The organism is Mucilaginibacter sp. (assembly GCF_025359345.1).
In the GTDB taxonomy this organism is placed as follows: Bacteria; Bacteroidota; Bacteroidia; order Sphingobacteriales; family Sphingobacteriaceae; genus Mucilaginibacter.
Genome location: NZ_JANYGQ010000026.1, coordinates 271,440 through 290,724, shown reverse-complemented (window position 1 = coordinate 290,724; position 19,285 = coordinate 271,440). Strand labels below are relative to the sequence as shown.

Below are 19,285 nucleotides of genomic sequence, written 5' to 3'. Positions count from 1 at the left end.
GTTTATCGAATTTTTTGATGAGTTAATGGTATAAGTGGTATTGGCCTCAGCATCAATAATATCGGTAATATCAACCCTAAAACGTACTGCCGGCGCTATTACCCAGGTTTTTGCATTATTTTTTTCAGTAGTTGGGTCAAACGTAGTTGCATCGATATTTGTGATGTATGATGCGTTGTTGATGTACGAAACATTGCCCTGCTAAAACAAGTTATACTTGCGTTTTTCCCAAGGCTTGTTGAATACGAAGAAACCTTGCAAAGCTGAATAACCGGAGGTATTCAGGTATTGCGTTTCAATAGTACCGGCCAGTTTGCTGTTAAGCGGGTAATTTACCGGGTACGTCACCGTATTTGATACAATTTTGTTGGAGGTTGCGGTGTACGATAAATTACTGAAGAAGATATTTCCTGTTTCGAAACTAAAGTTATTGTACCTGAAATCTACCCGGTTGTTATACTCGGGCTTCAATTCCGGATTACCTGTAATAGGGTATGATGCACTGGAAAAATCAGTAACCGGCTGCAATTGCGAAAAACTTGGCTGGTTGCTTGAGCCGCTATAGTTGGCGCTGAATGATTGCGACCGCGAGAAGTTATAAATAAAATGCGCGTTTGGCGACACATTAAATGCCGTTGAATTGGTAGGCATCCCGGTAGTTACCGAGTAGCCTTTTAAAACAGACGGCTGCGCGGTAACACCTAAAACGTAATTGTACTTCTTCTCTACAAAACGGTAGTTTAAACCAAAACGGTTGGTTATAAACGTAAAGTTGTAGTTATTGCTTAACAGTGGGTAATTGTTTATTTGTGTGCTGTTGGTAACCAGTGTATCGGTTTGTTTATCGGCAGTGGTATAGCTGCGGCGAAAGTTGTAATTAACTTCCAGGTACGACCTTCTCGCCAGTGGCTCGATGTACGAAAGCGATGTACCGATAGTATCGGTATGGCTGTTGGTATTGATAAACTGGTCGAGCGGTGCATTTATCGCTGTACCAATATTAGTATAAACCGGGTTTTGATAAGCCCTGCTGGTTGAGCGCCCCGTACCGATGTTTATGCTGAAGTTACGGCCATGGCCGTTAAACCGGTGGTTATACAATGCATTAATGCCATAATTAGGCGCCGACGAGTTGCTTAGCGATTTAAAGCTATAGTTTGATACCGTGGCCGACTCGTTAGTTAAAAGGTTTGAGCCTGTTTGGTCAGTATTAAGACCCGTATAAGTGTATGATGGGCTTACCTTTAAATAGTTAATGGTATCAGGTTTCCACTCCAGGTTAAAGTTTAAACGGTGAAATTTGGTTTCATCGTCCTTAACACTGTTTTGCGAGTTGGTGCTGGGGTTAACCAGCGATATGTTATTCTGAATAGTACTGCTGATAGTATTTGTCGACTTATCGGAGAAACTGTAGCTACCGTACACGGTAATCTTTTTACCCCAGCTATCGCGATAGTTAAAACCGATAGAACGGTTTATTGATATACCCGTTTGGTTACTATTACCTCCCGGGGGGCCTCCGCCTCCGCCTTGCCTGCCGCCGGGACCGCCGCCGTTAAACAGGTTGGTATTGGTGTTATTAAGGTTACCCAATACAGCAATTTGCTGGGCATCGTTAAAGTTGAACAAATTTGCCTGTGCTATATAACGGGCGCCACCGCCAATACCGTCTTTGGTGGGTATCAGATCGTGGCCGCCGCCGGCACTTGCCTGGCCGAAGTAGCCATGGTTACGGCTTGGTTTTATGTTGATATTCAGAATGGTTTCCGGGTCGCCGGTTTTAATGCCGGTCATGTTGGCCTGGTCGCCATAGTCGTTTACCATTTGTACGTTCTGTACAGCGTCTGCCGGTAGGTTTTGGGTGGCAGTTTTTAAGTCACCGCCAAAAAAGTCTTTGCCGTTTACGCGCACTTTGGTAACGCTTTTTCCGCGGAAGGTCATGTTGCCATCCTTATCTACATCGGCGCCCGGGATCTTTTTTATCAGGTCCTCAACAGGTGCACCGTCACGTACTTTGAATGCAGCCGCGTTAAATTCAACAGTGTCTTCTTTTATTTTTACCGGGATTGCTTCGGTTATCGTAACCCCATTTAACATCGTTGTCGATGGCTTTAATATAATCGGCTTTAAAAACACCGGGTTATTGGTGTTGTCAAATGTCAGCCGTATACGTTTTGGTTCGTACCCTATTGATTGTATTACCAGGCTAATCTGGGTGGCCTTTACGCCGTTAAAAACAAAAGCACCTTTCGAGTCGGTGATTGTACTTACGCTGTCTTTCCCGGTTAGTAATTTAATGCTCGAGCCCGGCAGGGTAGCCTTGGTGCTGTCTATTATCGTTCCGTGTACGTCGCGGCCCGTTTGTGCAAAGCTGTTAACGCTTATTAAAAGCAGTGCGGCAATAAAAAAGTATATTGATTTCATATCTTGTTTTCTTTTTTAGATGCCGCAAATAAATAACAAACCTACGGCACCAAAAAACAGGATAGACAGAGGCATAATAAGAGTAGACTAAATCCCATTTTTAACCCATAAAAGCCGAATTTTTATAGCCGTTTATAAAATCCGGCTTCTATCGGTAGTTTTTGCCCCGTTGTCGATAAGTTTTGAGCGCTTATAGATTTTCATTGGGTTTGTGTGCTTTTGCTTTGTAATATTGTTGTTATAATTGATCGTGATAAGCGTTTGATTTTTAATAATTTAGGGATAATGATACCAAAATCAAAAAGTAAAATAATAACCTTTATCATCCACATATTAATATGGGGAGTATTTGGTTTGATATATTTTTTTCAGCCGCTTAACTGGAATATTACGGTACCCTACCAGCTTTGGATAAAACAAAGCATAATTTTAGGGTTATTGGTGGTGGCCTTTTATATCAATTCGTTTGTACTGGTACCAAAAATTCTATTAAAAAATAAAACCAGCATTTACTTTCTTATTATTACCGGCGTTGTTGCTATAGTTGTGTTGCTCAATATTTATGTGGATGAATGGCTTCATATCCACAGACTGATGGATATAGCTTTTCATAAAAGCGGCCCACCGAGAAAAGGTCATGGCCGCGATCACAATTGGGACTTTTTGATGCTGGCCAATGTGGCCCTGGTATTAGGTATCAGCACCAGTATAACCGCCATACAAAAATGGCAGAAAGATAAACAACTTCACCAGGATATGGAGCAGGAACGGGTAAGCTCCGAACTATCATTCCTTAAAGCACAGATAAACCCGCATTTCTTTTTCAATACGCTTAATAACATTTATGCCTTAACGCATATTAATGCAGAAGTATCACGCAAAGCTATTCACCAGCTATCGCGCATGATGCGGTATGTATTGTATGATACGCAAAACAGCACAACATTACTGAGCCAGGAGATCGCTTTTATAAAAGATTATATCGATCTGATGAAATTGCGCCTAACCGATGTGGTTAAAATAGATTTCAGCACACCGGCTGCATTGAAAGATATGGGTATTGCGCCGATGATATTTTTGCCATTTATTGAAAACGCCTTTAAACATGGTGTAAGTGCTACCCAACCAAGCTACATTAGTATAATTGTCAATCAAAAGGACACTACTATTGAATTAAATGTAGTTAACACTATAATTAAGGAACAAAACAATAACTTAGAGGAAGGCAGCGGTATTGGGCTTAATAACACGCGGCGCCGGCTTGATTTATTGTATCCCGGCAAACATACTTTGCTGATAAACGAAAGCACTACCGAAAATGCATATTTAGTTAACCTAACACTTAACCTGGCATGACAATTAATTGTATAGCTGTTGACGACGAGCCCTTAGCGCTCGGCTTGGTATGCTCGTTTATTGAGCAAACCCCATTTTTAAATTTGGTTGGCCGCTACTCAAGCGCGGTTGAAGCGCTGCGGGCCATACACTCGCAAAAAATAGACGTGCTGTTTTTAGATATACAAATGCCCGATTTGAACGGCATTGAATTGGCGCGGGTGCTCGATAACAGCAAAACAAACAAGCCCCGCATTATTTTTACCACAGCCTATAACCAGTTTGCCCTGGAGGGTTACCGGGTTGATGCGCTTGATTACCTGCTGAAGCCATTTAATTATGAGGAGTTTTTAAATGCCGCCCATAAAGCGTTGGCCTATGCCCAGCTTGTAGAAAAATCAAATACCGTTCCAGCAGCCGTAGCCGCGCCGGCTGCCGCAGTTGAAGAACGTATTGAGGACGAGTATCTATTTTTAAAGGTTGAGTACCAATTGGTGCGTTTAGCACTCAGCGACATACTGTACATCGAAGGGCTAAAAGACTACGTAAAAGTATGGCTGCAAAGCGCCGAAAAGCCGGTGCTGTCATTAACCAGTTTGAAATCATTGGAAGAAAAACTGCCGGCCAAACGGTTTATGCGGGTACACCGCTCGTTCATTGTCTCGTTGGATAAGATAAATTCTATTACCCGCAATGCCCTGCAAATAGGCAAAATAAACATCACCGTTGGCGACCAGTATAAAGAAGCGTTTAGTAAGTTTTTAAGTAAGTGGGTGTAAGGTGGTTGGAGTTGTTGTAAAAGTTGTAAGGGTTAATATCTCTTATTTTAGTTTTTTGGAAAAATCTAAAATAACACCATTTCTTATTTTAATTTCCTAACACAATGGCTAGCCTTATTTTAGTTTTCCAGTAAAATCTAAAATAGTATTATTCCTTATTTTAGTAAACTAAAAAAGCTCCGCTTCTTATTTTAGTTTTTTTATAAAATCTAAAATAATTTATACCTTTATTTTAGTTTAATTCAAAAAACTAAAATAACAAATGAAAACCTTTGATGCAGGTGTTTACATAAACCAGGGATATTACAAAAGCTTTCAGCCAAATTTGATTGATAAGGTATGGAAGTTGGATGATATGGAACTCATCCATCTTTTGGGTATTGCTGACAGGCAAATCGGGCGGTTGGATATGTATTCGAAATATGTTCCAAACCTGGATATGTTTATCCAGATGCATGTTGCAAAAGAGGCCACACAATCCAGCAAGATTGAAGGCACCAAAACTAACATTGCCGATGCAATGATGGAAAAGGAGGATATTGCTTCAAACCGTGTGGATGATTGGATTGAGGTGCAAAATTATATCAGCGCCATGAATTACGGAGTTGAGCGTTTGCAGCATTTACCGTTTTCATCGCGTTTAATTAAAGACACACACAAGGTATTGTTAAAAGGTTCAAGGGGCGAGCAAAAGCATCCCGGCAATTTCAGGACGAGCCAAAACTGGATTGGTGGCGCAACCATAAATGATGCCAAGTTTATTCCGCCTGTACATACCAGCATTGCAGAATTAATGAGTGATTTGGAAAAATTTGCCCATAACGAAACCGCCTATTTTCCGGAGCTGCTTAAAATAGCGCTGATACATTACCAGTTTGAAACCATCCACCCGTTTTTAGATGGTAATGGAAGGATTGGGCGTTTGTTTATCACCTTGTATTTGGTTTCAAAAGGCATTTTAAATCAACCTATCTTATATCTGTCGGATTTTTTCGAGAAAAACCGGAGTAATTACTTTGATAATTTGATGAACATTCGCGAACGCAATGATATCAACCATTGGTTTAAGTTTTTTTTAGTGGGGATAATCGAAACTGCAACCAAGGGAATTGAAACATTTGATAAAATACTGCAATTGCAAAAAACAATCGAGTTAAAAATAAATACGCTGGGCAGCAGGGCGGCAAACGCCCAAAAAGTAGTGCATCATTTGTTTCAAAAGCCAATAATAAATACGGCAGTTATAGGCAAGGCAGCAGATTTGTCGGCAGCATCTGCCTATAAACTAGCAAGGGATATGGAACGCCTCGGAATATTCATAGAAACAACCGGCGGGCAAAGGGGTAAAATTTATGTTTTTGAAGAATATTTAAATCTTTTCAGGTAATAGAATAGTCCAAAAGACTACATTCTTTGTAACACAATCCCCTCTCGCGCGTCATACACAAGTATCATTGTTTAAACAAAAGGGCATTCGGTTTAATAAAATGCCCTTTGGATTGAAATTATTTTCACTCCGCCCAAATAAAAATATGTTTGCGCCTGATTAACCGGCAACTATAATAAATCCCCTTTTAAAAGGTAAATATTAAGCATTCATCAATTAATACTTATGTCCAACATCTACTAAAATAATGCTGCTATATTTGCGGGCTTTTTAACTCCCCTATTTTCTACCACGCTCATGAACACAATTAATAATATAATTTCTTTTTTTACAGGTCGTTCTTTTACCCGGTTATTAAAACCTGCACTGGTAATTGCCGGCTTTTCGTTGCTTTTAACGTCGTGTGGCGAAAAGGGTAAACAAGCAAACGGTGCAGGTGGCCCTCAGCAGGCACAAAGCTATAAAACGGTTACCCTGCAACCGCGCGAAGCCACTTTAAATACCGACTATCCGGCCAGCATTCAGGGCCTGCAAAACATCGAGATCCGGCCAAAGGTTGACGGCTTTGTAGAGGGTATTTATGTAGATGAAGGCACCCTGGTTAAAAAGGGTCAATTACTTTTCAAAATTAAAGCCCCTCAATACGAGCAGGATGTGCGCACCGCCGAAGCCGGCATACAAACCGCACAGGCCGACGTTAACACCGCCAATTTACAGGTAAACAAGGTAAAGCCATTGGTTGAGAAAGACATCATTAGCCATTATGAGCTTGAATCGGCACAAAATACATTGCAAACCAAGCAGGCTGCATTGGCGCAGGCCAAGGCGGCATTTGCCAATGCTAAAGTTAACCTGGGTTATACAACCATTACCAGCCCGGTTGATGGCGTTATAGGTTCGCTGCCCTACAAACTGGGTAGCCTGGTAAGCAGCGCCACCGTCGATCCATTGACCACCGTTTACAACACAGCAACGGTTTATGCATATTTCGCCATTAACGAAAAACAACTGCTGGATATCAGCAGGGACAGCACGGGCACAACGCTCAAATCAAAATTGAACAATCTTCCAAAAGTTTCGCTCCTGTTACCTGACGGTACTACTTACGACCACAACGGCAAGGTGGAAACTGTAAACGGACTAATCAATACAAGCACCGGATCGGCTAATTTCAGAGCTGCATTTGTAAACCCCAGGGGACTTTTACGCACTGGCAGCAGCGCGACTGTCCGTATGCCCGTTTTATTAAAATCAGCCATTTTGGTGCCGCAGAACGTTACTTACGAATTGCAGGACAAACGTTTTGTTTATGTAATAGACAACCAAAATAAGGTTAAAAACGTGGCCATCACTACTATGGATAATACCCCCGGCCAGTTTTATGTGGTTACCGGCGGAATAAAAGGCGGCGATAAAATTATTGCCGAAGGAGCAACTAACTTAAAAGACGGGACTGAAATTAAACCCGTTGAAGTAAGCCCAGACGTGGTTTTTAAAGATTTAAAATAGTCCTGTAGGGACGCAACACTTGCGTCTCTAAATACATTTGCCCGGACGATAAAATGCCCCAATACATAAATATCCTGAGACGCAAGTATTGCGTCTCTACATAGAAAATAAACATGTTAAAAAAATTCATAGAGCGGCCGGTACTTTCCACGGTGATATCGGTATTACTGGTTATTTTGGGGGTGATAGGTTTAATTAACCTGCCGATATCCCAATACCCCAATATTGCGCCGCCGACAGTATTTGTATCTACCAACTACAGCGGCGCCAATGCGGATGTTGTTTTGAAAAGCGTTATCGTTCCGCTGGAGGAGCAGATTAATGGTGTAGAGAACATGACCTACATGACCTCATCGGCAGGTAACGATGGCTCGGCACAAATAACTATTTTCTTTAAAGTAGGAACCAATCCCGACCTGGCTGCGGTTAACGTGCAGAACCGGGTATCAAGGGCGGTGAGCCTTTTGCCACAGGTAGTAACGCAGGCAGGGGTTACAGTTGCTAAAAGCCAGAATAGTAACCTTCTTATATTCTCGCTATACAGCGAAAACAAGGATTACGACGATACCTTTTTGCAAAACTATTGCCAGATAAACCTTGTGCCTGCCATTCAGCGGGTAAACGGCGTGGGTAACACGCAGATATTTACGCAAAAGGAATACTCTATGCGTATTTGGCTAAAACCGGACGTTATGGCCAGCTATAGCCTGGTACCTGATGACGTTACCCAGGCCCTGAACGAACAAAATATTGAGGCCGCGCCCGGTAAGTTTGGCGAAAACAGCAAAGAATCGTTTCAATACGTGATAAAATACACCGGCAGGCTTAAAACCACCCAGCAATTTGGCGATATTATTATCAAATCTGTTGGCAAAGGCCAGTTGCTGCGCTTAAAAGATGTTGCCCGCATCGAGCTGGGCGCGTTGGATTATTCGGCCATCTTAAAAACAAACGGCTTGCCATCCATCGGTGTAGGCATTACCCAGGCATCGGGCTCCAATGCGCGCGATGTAATCAACAACACCAAAAAAATACTGGAAACAGCCCAGGAATCATTCCCCAAGGGAATAAAATTAACTTACCTGGTTGACGCTAATGAATACCTGAACGCCTCTATCGAAAAGGTTATCAGCACACTTATAGAAGCATTTATACTGGTGTTTATAGTGGTATTCGTTTTCCTGCAGGATTTCCGTTCGACACTAATTCCTGCTATTGCCGTGCCGGTGGCTATTGTAGGTACATTTTTCTTTTTAGATCTGTTTGGCTTCACCATTAACCTGCTTACACTTTTTGCAATGGTGCTGGCTATCGGTATCGTGGTGGATGATGCAATTGTTGTTGTCGAGGCTGTGCACGCCAAGTTGGATAAAGGCTATAAAAGTGCACGCAAAGCATCAGTTGATGCGATGAAAGAAATCTCAGGCGCAATTATTTCAATTACGCTGGTAATGTCGGCGGTGTTTTTACCGGTTACCTTCATTTCCGGGTCAACGGGTGTATTTTACAAACAGTTCGGCATTACGCTGGCGGTGGCCATCCTGCTATCGGCGGTTAACGCGTTAACGCTGAGCCCCGCACTATGTGCCATATTTTTAAAACCGCATAATGAAGAGCATAAGAAGAAACGTTTTTTTAACTTTTTTTACTCCCGGTTTGATAAGGCGTTTTTTACCGTTACTAAAAAGTACGAAAAATCGGTAACATGGCTGGCTGCCAAAAAATGGGTGGTGATAGTTGCCATTGTGTTCTTTGGCGTATTGCTTACTTTCCTGATAAAAACAACGCCCTCCAGCTTTGTACCCAGCGAGGACCAGGGAACCATTTTCGTGAGTATTACTTTGCCGCCCGCCTCGGGCATGGAACGCACCAGCGCCATAACCAGGCAGGTAGACAGCGCTGCGCACTCAATCCCTTCGGTATTAAACACACTCCAAATTATTGGATTTAGCTTTACCGGCGGCAGCGGCAGCGCCTATAGCATGGACATTGTGAAGCTGAAGAAATGGGATCAGCGGAAAAATGATGACATAAAGAAAGTTATCGGCCAGCTCTATGCCAAAATCGCTAATATTCACGGTGCCTCCATGTTTATTTTTTCGCCGCCAACCATACAAGGCTTTGGCCAGGGCGGCGGCTTTGAATTTCAATTGGAAGACAAAGGCGGCCACACTTCTGCCGAGATATACAAAGTTATGACTGATTTCCTGGCAGCTCTTGGCAAACGCAAAGAAATTCAGAACACCAACACCTCGTTCAATCCAAATTTTCCACAATTCCAGGTTGATGTAAACGTGGCCAAATGTAAAGAGGCGGGTATCGAAGTTACCTCGGTAATAAATACCTTACAGGGCTATTATGGCGGTTTGTATGCGTCCAACTTTAACCAATTTGGCAAGCAGTACCGTGTAATGGTACAGGCCGATTATTCGTACCGCACCAATCCCGAAGGGCTTAACAAAATATTTGTACGCAATGCCAGCGGTACCATGGCACCCATCACGGAATTTATCAGCCTGACAAAAGTTTTCGGGCCCGAATCAATATCCCGCTTTAATTTATTTACTGCGGTATCTGTTACCGGGTTGCCAAATCCCGGCTACAGCTCGGGTGATGCTATCAATGCTATAAAAGCGGTTGCTGCGGAAAAGCTGCCTGCCGGTTACGGCTATGAATTTTCGGGTTTAACCCGTGAGGAAATATCCAGCGGCACGCAGTCGGTTTACATATTTATACTGTGCCTTGTGTTTGTGTACTTTTTGCTAAGCGCGCAATACGAAAGTTACATATTGCCGCTGGCTGTGTTACTGTCATTACCTATAGGCTTATCGGGTACGTATATTTTCGCAAAAATTGCCGGTATCGATAGTAATATTTACGTACAGATATCGCTCATTATGCTCATAGGCCTGCTGTCGAAAAACGCTATCCTGATAGTTGAGTTTGCGCTTGAGCGCAGGCGTGCCGGCATGCCGATACTACAAGCAGCCATTGAAGGCGCTGAAGCCCGTTTAAGGCCGATTTTGATGACGTCCTTTGCGTTTATATTCGGTATCATGCCGCTGATGTTTTCTACCGGGGCTGGCGCTATCGGCAACCGTTCCATTGGTACCGGCGCTGTCGGGGGTATGTTTATCGGTACCCTTTTTGGATTATTTGCCATCCCTGTATTGTTTATGATTTTCCAAACCATACAAGAGAAAATTAGCGAACCGCGCCGTTTACGCCAGCTTAAAGAAGACGAAGAAGATGCAGCAGCCGGGGCTGCAAACTAACTATTGAAGTACAGATGAACAGAACATCCATAAAATATACATTTTTAACAGTTGCCTTTTTAAGTATCGCGCTATCGTGCAGGGTCACAAAACCTTACGAACAGCCGCAGCTTAATACCGGTGACCTATATCGCGGCCAGCAAACAACGGACACAGCAACCATAGCAAGCATTCCGTGGGAGCGCCTGTTTAAGGATACCGTTTTGAACGCACTGATACATGAGGGTTTATACAATAACCTAAACCTCAAAATAGCAATACAAAAAATCAATGAGGCGCAGGCTGCTTTAGGGCAAAGCAAGGCAGCATTATTGCCCAGCTTAAGTGCAGGCGCAAGCGCAACGCGGTCAAAGTTATCAGGTGCAAGCCTGGGCCTGCAAGCCGGCAGCGTAAACCCCTCAAGTACACTTTACCAACTGGGTTTAACCACGTCGTGGGAGGCCGATGTTTGGGGTAAGCTAAGCAGCGCCAAACGGGTAGCCTATAACAACCTGCTGCAAACAGATGCAGCCAAAAGAGCTGTGCAAACCCAGTTGATCGCCGATATTGCCAACAACTACTACACCTTGCTTGCGCTTGACAAGGAGCTGGAGATTACCACACTTACATTAAAAAACCGCATTAAGGACGTAGAAACCATGAAAGCGCTTAAAGAAGGCGCCGTGGTTAATGGGGCAGCTGTTGTGCAAAGTGAGGCCAATCGCTACGCCGCAGAAGTTGCTATCCCTGATATAAAACGCAGCATCCGCGAAACGGAGAATGCCATCGATATTTTGGTTGGCCGCCCATCTGGTGCATTAAACCGGACAAAGCTTGATGAACAGAAAACGATTGACAGCCTGCAAACCGGTATCCCATCGCAACTGTTAAAAAACCGTCCCGATGTGCAGCAGGCTGAATATGCTTTCCATAGCGCATTTGAAAACACCAACCTGGCGCGCACCTATTTTTATCCGTCGTTAACCATAACAGCCAGTGGTGGCTGGCAAAACCTGCAATTGAAAGACTTTTTTGTAGGCTCGATATTTTATAACGTTGCAGCTGGTTTAACCCAGCCCATATTTAACCAGGGCATTAATAAAGCACGGTTAAAAACGGCACAGGCCCAGCAAATGGAAGCCCTTTACGGTTTCCAGCAAACATTACTGGTTGCAGGGCAGGAAGTATCAAACGCTTTATATTCCTACCAAACCGCTACCGAAAAGGGAGGTGCCAGGACCAAACAAATAGCAGCCCTTACCAAAGCCGTTGATTATACCCAGGAATTACTACGATACAGCTCGGCAACCAACTACACCGATGTGCTAACCTCTGAGCAAAACTTATTGGCTGCCCAACTTGATGCTGTTAACGACAGGCTGCAGCAATTACAAGCGGTGGTTAATTTGTACCGGGCGCTTGGTGGCGGCATTAACTAAGATTTTTTGGATTGGTTGGAATTTAGGATTCTCGTGGCGACCTGTCGGCGATTAATCTCATAATCCTGCAAATCCAAAAAATCTTAGTCAAAAAAAGCACCGCCCTTTTCAGGAGCGGTGCTTCAATTATACTGGGTTAATCAATTATTATTCTTGTACGATGAAGGTTTTTGTCTTGTCTTCGTTGTAAACATGGATGTTCTTTTTAACAACCTGGCCGGCAGTAGTAACTTCCATTGTATAGTCGCCGTAGTCAAGGCCGCTTAGCACATATCCTTTTGAGCCGTTGGCTGCAAGTACGTCTTTGCGTAACACGTTTTTGTCCTGGTCGTAAATCATTACGATCGATTTTGAGTCGGCAGCTTTAACGGCTATGCCTTTGTTAGAAGCAAGGGCTGAAATGGTTACCGAAGGCACATCTGCTTTAACTGTTTTTGCGGGAACTGCTGCGAATAAACCTGCTGATGCTAATAAAAATAGTGCGGTCAATTTGATTGAATTTTTCATGTCTTTAATCTTTTTAATGTTATGTGAATGTTTTTGTTATCGTTTTACAATTCAAAGGTGCGACAACTTGAAACACTAAAAAAACCAAATAGACCACAACCGCATAGTAATAGACATACGCCCAAAATCAGCCTGCAAACACTGTAAAGCGCTAATTATCTGAATAATATAAGTTTTATCGGCCGATTACAGTCATTCATCGGCGTAATTGCAGCGCTGGTGGAATGCGCGTGGCTTATCGATGCCATACGGAAGGAAAAAAAGACTGTGCCGAATTAAATCAACGGAATCCGCGCAATCATAAAAATCAGCGGTTTACTTCATGAGGCCCGGCTCAAAAATCTTCATATCAACGGGCTCATCTGCTTTTAAATCGCGGTAGGTTTCGGTTTGCAGCAGCTTGTCGTTAAAATAAAAGCTGCACTTGGTTTCGCTCCATGCATTTTTTACAGGCACTTGCTGCTCAAACGTACCTTCCTCTTTAGTATCTTTTTCATACTTTAAAAAACGTACGGCCACTAGTTTTTCCTGGTCAATCCAAAGCTGGTTTACTTTATCGTCATCTTTATCGGCGCCAATCACATAAACAGGTTTGCCTTTCCATATTGAGGCGTGAAATTTTGAAAGGTCATAGTGTAGTTCGGCAAAATGGGCCACCACCTGGTCGAACGTTTTAAAATACATTCCACCCAGGAAAAATATCAACTCGTTCTCGTTCTTCTCCGCTCTTACTATTTTATTGGCGCGGAAAACGTAAGTTGAATCGTGCCTGAACAATATGCCATTAGGGCTATTTACCGTGCCGATATCAATCCGCAGCAAATCGGGATACACAATGGTTTCGTACCAGGTTGAGGTATTTATTAAACTATCGTTCCTGAAACGTTCGGTAGTTTGGGTAAACTTTAACGATTTGTGCCAGGAGCCATGGTACTTTTTGTACATGCTGGTTAACACTTCTTTTGACGTAGAATTGTTTTTCGCAGGCGTCAAAAAAGCCAAAAGCAGGATAGCTGGTAATAGTTTCATGTGTGTTGAATTAACGGTGCCGAAAGCTAAAGCTAATCAATTTTTAGAAATGTGCGAAAGTCACAATAATCACTAATTGCCACTAATTTAGGCGAATTACACGAATTAGATACACGAAAATTTTTGGATCCTCAGCGCCCCCACATGCGTCATTGCGAGGAACGAAGCAAACTCTTCACATGCTAATCAACGGAACGTAAACTTTGTGGCGACCTACCAGCCGCTTTTAGGACTGCACAAATATTTCCGTCCCTGAATGTCCTATGTAGAGTTTGCTTCGTTCCTCGCAATGACGATTGGGTTTATACCCGCAAAAGCTAGGCTCCCAATTCGTGTAATTCGCCTAAATTCGTGTTATTAGTGTCAAATTATGATTTCGTCAGCTCTTCATAAGCCGATTGTATACCGCGCTGTATGCCATCGCCCTGCCATTCGGTTACGCCAGGGATAGAAGTAGCGGCCATTATCTCATCCTTGGTTTTTCCTGCTTTAACCGCGCCCGATACATAGGCTTCCAACTTTTCCATAAAGTCCTGCATCAGCTTTACATCTTCCATTGTGCCGATTACTTTTTGCGGGTCGAAAGCATGACCAAAAACAAACATTGTATTTTTATCAAATTTTTTAGTAGCCTGTTCCAAAGCCATCGGCCAGTGTTTTACCGAAGCGCCTGCGCTGTTGTCAACAAACGGGTAACGGCGGTTAAACACCAAATCGCCGGTATGCACAATGTTGGCGTTTTCAAAATGGATCATCGCATCGCCGTTGGTATGCCCGGTGCCGAAATAATGGGCGCTGATGTGTTCATCTCCTACCTTGACTTTCCAGGTGTCGGTAAAAGTGGTATCGGGATAGAGCTGCTGGTCTACTTTATTATTTTTTTCGGCAACGGCCTTTTGGTTAGCCAGTGAGTTGGCATGTGCGGCAACATTTTTCACAATACCTTTAAAGGAAATATTACCGCCGGTATGGTCGCCGTGGTGGTGGGTATTTATCAGCCATTCAAAGGGCACGGTTGATTGTTTTTGCAATTCGGCTATCAGGTGTTTGGCCGGATCTGGAAATTCGGCGTCTACCACAACAATTCCTTCTTTGTTTATCAGCCAAGCGATGGTGCCACCTTGCTCGGCAAACATGCCTACATTGTTGCGCAAAGGCTTAAACTGGTAAGTTGGGTCGGCAAGCATGGCGGCAAAACTCTTGCGGCCTAACAATGCAAGCGAGCCTGCTGTTAATGCGGTGTTTCTTAAAAATTGACGGCGTTCCATGGTGGGTAGAGATTAGAGGTTAGTTGAATAGAGATTAGTTGGTTTGTTAATGATGACGTCGTTTTTAATATTTCGGTTGCCCGTTGTTGTTAATATTGATGAAATGCCTGCGATACAAACTCCAGCACATTTGGCAATGATGCGCGCCAGTAAGTCCAGGTATGAGCACCATCGCGGATGCGGAACTCGTGCGGGATTTCATTTTTACGCATGGCTATGTGCACCAGGCAATTCCCTTCGTATAAAAAATCGTCGTCGCCATCATCAATAAACCAGCGCACAGCTTTCTTCTGGGCGTCGGGCATGTTGTTTACCAGCGCCAGGATGCTATGCTCGTTATAATACTTCACAATAAGCGAATCGGCAATACCGGGGTTGTTTTTGGTGATGGACGTACGGGCATCCTCCAACGTTAATGACCCTACCGATGCACTCAACGGGCAAGCCGACGAAAACATTTCGGGATGGTGTAAGGCGTACATAAAGGTGCCCCCGCCACCCATTGAAAGGCCAGATATAGCGCGGAAACGTTTCTCGCTTTTTACGCGGTACTTTTTCTCCACAAAAGGCACCAATTCTTTAAAAAAGAAATCTTCGTAGTTCCAGTCGCCTTTAATATCGTTGAAATAACCGCGGCGACCGGTGTTGGCATCGGGCATTATAATTATCATAGGGGTGGCAATACCATCAGCAATGGCTTTATCGGTGATGTTCAGCACCTCGCCAAATTGAACCCAGCCGGTTTGGTCGTCGCCGCTGCCATGCAACAGGTATAATATTGGATAGCTGCGCTCGGATGTTTCGTAACCAGGCGGCAGGTAAACGGCATATTTGCGGTCGCTTTTTAATATTTTGCTGGGCACAGTAAGGTTATCATAAACTTTGCCGGTTTGTGCCATTGATAAAAACGGGCAAAACAACAGTAACAGTACGATGCGGTTAAATAATTTTTTCATAATTAAGGCCGATTGGTTTGTGTCTTCAATATCGGGATATATTATTAAACATGGCAGTTTTAGTGTAAAAATGTTGATATAACGGTTTAACTTAAATCCTTCCGATTTACCCCTTATCTTCTCCCTAAAATACCATCGCAACCTATTGTAACAGATTTAGTTAAAATATTTTATCTTTATAAGCCTTTTACAATGACTGACGAGAATTCATTATCAACCGAGAACCAGTTGCTTTACCTTTTTATGGGTGTAGCAGTGTTAGTAAATTTCAGTGGCCTGCTGATACCCATTGCCGGGCCCGATGCTGCCGTTTATGCTGTAGTAGCCAAAACAATGGTGCTGCACAACGATTTTGTGCAGCTGTTTTACCATGGCGCCGATTGGCTCGACAAACCGCATTTCCCCTTTTGGATAACTGTCCTCTCATTCAAACTCTTTGGTTTTACAACCTGGGCTTATAAGTTGCCGGGCATCTTATTTTTAATGATGGGCGCCCGGTACACCTGGCTGTTTGCCAAAACCCTTTACAATAGGGATATTGCTATTTGGAGTGTACTTGTACTGTTAACCGCCCAGCACATTGTGCTTTCGAATAACGATGTGCATGCCGAGCCCTATTTAACCGGGCTTATAATTGCTGCAGTTTATCATTTTTATAACGCTTATATCCGCAATAATTACTGGCAATTATTGTGGGCCTGCCTGTTCACCGCCGGGGCGGTTATGACCAAAGGCATGTTTGCCCTGGTGCCAATTGGCGGGGCAATAGCCGGCCACTTGATCATAACCAGGCAATGGAGGCAGTTATTTAGCTTTAAATGGCTGATAGCAGGTGTTTTAATAGGGATATTTATATTACCCGAGCTTTGGTGCCTTAACCAGCAATTCGACCTGCACCCCGAGAAGGTTGTATTTGGACACAAAGGCGTATCGGGCATAAAATTTTTCTTTTGGGATAGTCAGCTTGGCCGTTTTTTTAACACTGGCCCCATAAAAGGCACCGGCGACCCTACATTTTTTGTACACACTACGCTTTGGGCATTTTTACCATGGTCGCTTCTGCTTTTTGCAGCATTGTTCCAGTTTATAAAAAAGGGGGTAAAACAATCCAACACAAAGGAGTGGTTTTGCGTTAGCGGCGGCCTCTTAACGTTTATTTTATTTTCCGCGTCGGGTTTTCAGCTGCCGCATTATTTAAATATTGTGTATCCATTTTTTGCCATTATTACGGCACAGTATCTTTATTATGTAACTAGTAAAAACACCATCGTTACTATTGAAGTTACCCAAAAAGTAATCATCAGCTTGATGCTGCTAGGGTTAATTGCACTGCATTATTTCTTCAGACCTGGTGTATTTAGCCTGTACACGGCAGCCACACTCGGTATGCTGTTGGCCATGCTTATATTTTATAATTCCTTTATCGGCTTGCCCGGCTACCAAAAAATCACCATACGCACGGTGCTTTGTACTTTTATTTTTAGCCTTTATCTTAACCTTTCGTTCTATCCCTCACTGATGAAATACCAGGCGGGCAGCGAAGCTGCTAGTTGGATAAACGCCAACAACAAGCATAACCTGCCCGTTGCAGAATTAAACGACGACAATACTGCCCCCTTTGAATTTTATAACAACAAACCCGTTGCCCTAATTACCATCGACAAATCAAACCTGCCCCTAACGCCGTTTTTACTATACGCAAAGGCTGCCGAACTACCGGCATTAAAGGCCAAAGGCTTAAAAATAACCACACTGGCAACCTTCAAGCGTTACTGGATAACCCGGCTTAATTTTAAGTTTATAAATAAAGAAACACGCGATAAGGAACTGGAAGAAATGTCGGTAGTTGAGGTGGAGTAAATACCCTCATGGTTTTTGAGTCTGGCTTTTCTTATCGAACAGCAAATAATCGAGACTCCATTTGCCTGCACCGCCAAGAATAAAACTCACAAAAAACAGCAGCAATAAAAAAGGCAGCTGTTCATCGCCCCAGATATTACCCTTCCCCATAATAAATATTACAACAGTCATAGTTACTACCAGCGCAATAGAAGCAAACCTTGTGACCAGGCCGAAGACCAATAGTATCCCGCCTAAAAGTTCGGTGGCTTTACCAACATAGGCCATAAAAACAGGTGCGGGAAAATGAATTTCGGTAAGCCAGTCGGCATTTCCTTTCATTTTATCATGGCTGAATACCTCTAAACCATATCTAGCGATAATAATACCTGTAATAACCCTGGCAATAACCTGCCAGTTTTTTAAAATAGGATCTGACGACAGCAATTTTTTTAGCATAAATTGTTTTTAAAAATGAATAACTTAGACCTAAGCTAAGTCAACTACCTTTAAAAGGCATACAACCAACTGTAAAAAATTGTAAACCGAATTGTAAATTTTTTTCCTGATTATGAATTTACTAAAGCCGTTGATTATTGTGGCGCTGCTGTGCCCTTTTGCGGGTAAGGGAATGGATAACCCAATAGATGAGGCCAGGCAAAGGATACTTTTCCGCAGCATAGGGCACGAGCTTCTTTTATCTGTTAACGACCGTACATCCCGCGTGCCCCCTCTGCAAAAAATCGACGACGGAAGTTACCGGCTAGATTTTGAGAAGCCGTTTGCGTTTATGCCCGATTCGTTAGTGGTCATAGTGGGGCGAAATTTGAGCAGAATGGAGTCGCCGCCCGAATTTATTTTTACGGTGACAGAAGCCGAAAGTCAGGCAACAGCTTATGGCTTTACCACAGCTGATATTATAAAAGGAACAGTTCCATGTATAGGCAGGGCGTTGCCTAAGCGAAACTATTTCATTAACATCCTGGTGGTACCCGCTATTGCCACGGCTGGTACGCATGGCTGGAATAGTGTTTTGTTAATTGTAACCGGTTTATTGGTGCTTGCGGTTTTGATATTTATTATTGCCTGGAAAGTCCTGCCTAAATCAAAACAAAACAAGGCCGTAGCAACTGTAAAACCAGATGACGCACTTGATTCGAAATCCATCCCGATAGGAAAATATCGTTTTTACCCGGACAAGTATTTGCTGCTATGTGATCATGAAAGCACCGAACTTACCGCAAAAGAGGGAAAGCTACTGAGCATATTTACCAGCGATTTAAACCAGGTAATTGATCGCAACCGGCTGCTTAAGGAAGGATGGGAGGATGATGGTGTAATAACCGGCCGCAGCCTCGACATGTATGTTTCAAAGCTGCGTAAAAAGCTGGAAAAAGACGTTTCGGTAAGTATTACCAATGTGCATGGCAAGGGTTATTGTTTAAATGCGGACTAACATAAAGTACAACCCGGCATTGACATGTTTTTTCACGCTGCCGTGTATCGTTTAAATTCCCTTCCGCGTAATGCTTAATAACCAGGTGAAAATAGATTGTTAC

At 43.1% G+C, this 19,285-nt stretch carries 15 protein-coding genes; 9 read left to right on the top strand and 6 right to left on the bottom strand.

Annotation, left to right across the window (positions count from 1 at the left end; genetic code table 11):
• Nucleotides 1-40 precede the first annotated feature (40 nt).
• Nucleotides 41-205, top strand: a complete 165-nt coding sequence (locus Q0R52_RS17720) for a hypothetical protein (protein ID WP_295796629.1) — start codon at nt 41-43, stop codon at nt 203-205.
• Here the strand turns inward: Q0R52_RS17720 and Q0R52_RS17715 are convergent.
• On the bottom strand, nt 202-2,424 hold the full coding sequence (locus tag Q0R52_RS17715; RefSeq protein WP_295796627.1) for an outer membrane beta-barrel protein: 2,223 nt from the start codon (nt 2,422-2,424) through the stop codon (nt 202-204). The genes Q0R52_RS17720 and Q0R52_RS17715 overlap by 4 nt on opposite strands.
• Nucleotides 2,425-2,709: 285 nt before the next feature.
• Between Q0R52_RS17715 and Q0R52_RS17710 the strand changes: the two genes are divergently transcribed.
• The 6 genes from Q0R52_RS17710 (at nt 2,710) to Q0R52_RS17685 (ending at nt 12,127) form a co-directional block, all read left to right on the top strand.
• Nucleotides 2,710-3,780 (top strand): histidine kinase, encoded by a 1,071-nt coding sequence (locus Q0R52_RS17710; RefSeq protein WP_295796625.1) that lies wholly within the window; start codon nt 2,710-2,712, stop codon nt 3,778-3,780.
• Nucleotides 3,777-4,538, top strand: coding sequence for a LytTR family DNA-binding domain-containing protein (locus Q0R52_RS17705; protein WP_295796623.1), 762 nt, complete (start codon nt 3,777-3,779; stop codon nt 4,536-4,538). Before Q0R52_RS17710 ends, Q0R52_RS17705 begins: the two co-directional genes overlap by 4 nt.
• Nucleotides 4,539-4,800: 262 nt before the next feature.
• Nucleotides 4,801-5,925 (top strand): Fic family protein, encoded by a 1,125-nt coding sequence (locus Q0R52_RS17700; protein WP_295796622.1) that lies wholly within the window; start codon nt 4,801-4,803, stop codon nt 5,923-5,925.
• 297 nt (nt 5,926-6,222) lie between these two features.
• Entirely contained in the window at nt 6,223-7,434 is a 1,212-nt protein-coding gene (locus tag Q0R52_RS17695; protein ID WP_295796620.1) for an efflux RND transporter periplasmic adaptor subunit, read from the top strand.
• A gap of 113 nt (nt 7,435-7,547) precedes the next feature.
• Nucleotides 7,548-10,709 (top strand): efflux RND transporter permease subunit, encoded by a 3,162-nt coding sequence (locus Q0R52_RS17690; protein WP_295796617.1) that lies wholly within the window; start codon nt 7,548-7,550, stop codon nt 10,707-10,709.
• Between the two features lie 14 nt (nt 10,710-10,723).
• Complete coding sequence (locus Q0R52_RS17685; protein ID WP_295796615.1) at nt 10,724-12,127, top strand: efflux transporter outer membrane subunit; 1,404 nt, start codon at nt 10,724-10,726, stop codon at nt 12,125-12,127.
• A gap of 147 nt (nt 12,128-12,274) precedes the next feature.
• On the opposite strand, the gene Q0R52_RS17680 is transcribed toward Q0R52_RS17685, so the two are convergent.
• From Q0R52_RS17680 to Q0R52_RS17665, 4 genes are all read right to left on the bottom strand, one after another.
• On the bottom strand, nt 12,275-12,634 hold the full coding sequence (locus Q0R52_RS17680; protein ID WP_295796614.1) for a hypothetical protein: 360 nt from the start codon (nt 12,632-12,634) through the stop codon (nt 12,275-12,277).
• 315 nt (nt 12,635-12,949) lie between these two features.
• Nucleotides 12,950-13,663 carry a hypothetical protein gene (locus Q0R52_RS17675; RefSeq protein ID WP_295796612.1) on the bottom strand — a complete coding sequence of 238 codons (714 nt, stop codon included), beginning with the start codon at nt 13,661-13,663 and terminating at the stop codon, nt 12,950-12,952.
• A gap of 368 nt (nt 13,664-14,031) precedes the next feature.
• A complete protein-coding gene (locus Q0R52_RS17670) occupies nt 14,032-14,931 on the bottom strand; it encodes an MBL fold metallo-hydrolase (RefSeq protein ID WP_295796610.1) in 900 nt (299 codons plus the stop codon).
• A gap of 89 nt (nt 14,932-15,020) precedes the next feature.
• The gene (locus Q0R52_RS17665; RefSeq protein WP_295796608.1) at nt 15,021-15,887 is read right to left on the bottom strand and encodes an alpha/beta hydrolase-fold protein; all 867 of its coding nucleotides are present in this window, start codon (nt 15,885-15,887) and stop codon (nt 15,021-15,023) included.
• Between the two features lie 192 nt (nt 15,888-16,079).
• On the opposite strand from Q0R52_RS17665, the gene Q0R52_RS17660 reads away from it, so the two are divergent.
• On the top strand, nt 16,080-17,747 hold the full coding sequence (locus tag Q0R52_RS17660; RefSeq protein WP_295796606.1) for a glycosyltransferase family 39 protein: 1,668 nt from the start codon (nt 16,080-16,082) through the stop codon (nt 17,745-17,747).
• Nucleotides 17,748-17,753: 6 nt separating this feature from the next.
• Here Q0R52_RS17660 and Q0R52_RS17655 read toward each other — a convergent pair whose 3' ends face one another.
• Nucleotides 17,754-18,185, bottom strand: coding sequence for a DoxX family protein (locus Q0R52_RS17655; protein ID WP_295796604.1), 432 nt, complete (start codon nt 18,183-18,185; stop codon nt 17,754-17,756).
• A gap of 112 nt (nt 18,186-18,297) precedes the next feature.
• Here Q0R52_RS17655 and Q0R52_RS17650 point away from each other — a divergent pair, with 112 nt between their 5' ends.
• The gene (locus Q0R52_RS17650) at nt 18,298-19,182 is read left to right on the top strand and encodes a helix-turn-helix domain-containing protein (RefSeq protein ID WP_295796602.1); all 885 of its coding nucleotides are present in this window, start codon (nt 18,298-18,300) and stop codon (nt 19,180-19,182) included.
• Nucleotides 19,183-19,285 lie beyond the last annotated feature (103 nt).

Bases quoted from the DNA above. Each gene is read 5' to 3' on its own strand.
- Q0R52_RS17685 (WP_295796615.1), top strand. From the start codon at position 10,724: ATGAACAGAACATCCATAAAATATACATTTTTAACAGTTGCCTTTTTA.
- Q0R52_RS17665 (WP_295796608.1), bottom strand. From the start codon at position 15,887: ATGAAAAAATTATTTAACCGCATCGTACTGTTACTGTTGTTTTGCCCG.
- Q0R52_RS17680 (WP_295796614.1), bottom strand. From the start codon at position 12,634: ATGAAAAATTCAATCAAATTGACCGCACTATTTTTATTAGCATCAGCA.
- Q0R52_RS17690 (WP_295796617.1), top strand. From the start codon at position 7,548: ATGTTAAAAAAATTCATAGAGCGGCCGGTACTTTCCACGGTGATATCG.
- Q0R52_RS17710 (WP_295796625.1), top strand. From the start codon at position 2,710: ATGATACCAAAATCAAAAAGTAAAATAATAACCTTTATCATCCACATA.
- Q0R52_RS17670 (WP_295796610.1), bottom strand. From the start codon at position 14,931: ATGGAACGCCGTCAATTTTTAAGAAACACCGCATTAACAGCAGGCTCG.
- Q0R52_RS17700 (WP_295796622.1), top strand. From the start codon at position 4,801: ATGAAAACCTTTGATGCAGGTGTTTACATAAACCAGGGATATTACAAA.
- Q0R52_RS17650 (WP_295796602.1), top strand. From the start codon at position 18,298: ATGAATTTACTAAAGCCGTTGATTATTGTGGCGCTGCTGTGCCCTTTT.
- Q0R52_RS17695 (WP_295796620.1), top strand. From the start codon at position 6,223: ATGAACACAATTAATAATATAATTTCTTTTTTTACAGGTCGTTCTTTT.
- Q0R52_RS17705 (WP_295796623.1), top strand. From the start codon at position 3,777: ATGACAATTAATTGTATAGCTGTTGACGACGAGCCCTTAGCGCTCGGC.
- Q0R52_RS17675 (WP_295796612.1), bottom strand. From the start codon at position 13,663: ATGAAACTATTACCAGCTATCCTGCTTTTGGCTTTTTTGACGCCTGCG.
- Q0R52_RS17715 (WP_295796627.1), bottom strand. From the start codon at position 2,424: ATGAAATCAATATACTTTTTTATTGCCGCACTGCTTTTAATAAGCGTT.
- Q0R52_RS17660 (WP_295796606.1), top strand. From the start codon at position 16,080: ATGACTGACGAGAATTCATTATCAACCGAGAACCAGTTGCTTTACCTT.
- Q0R52_RS17655 (WP_295796604.1), bottom strand. From the start codon at position 18,185: ATGCTAAAAAAATTGCTGTCGTCAGATCCTATTTTAAAAAACTGGCAG.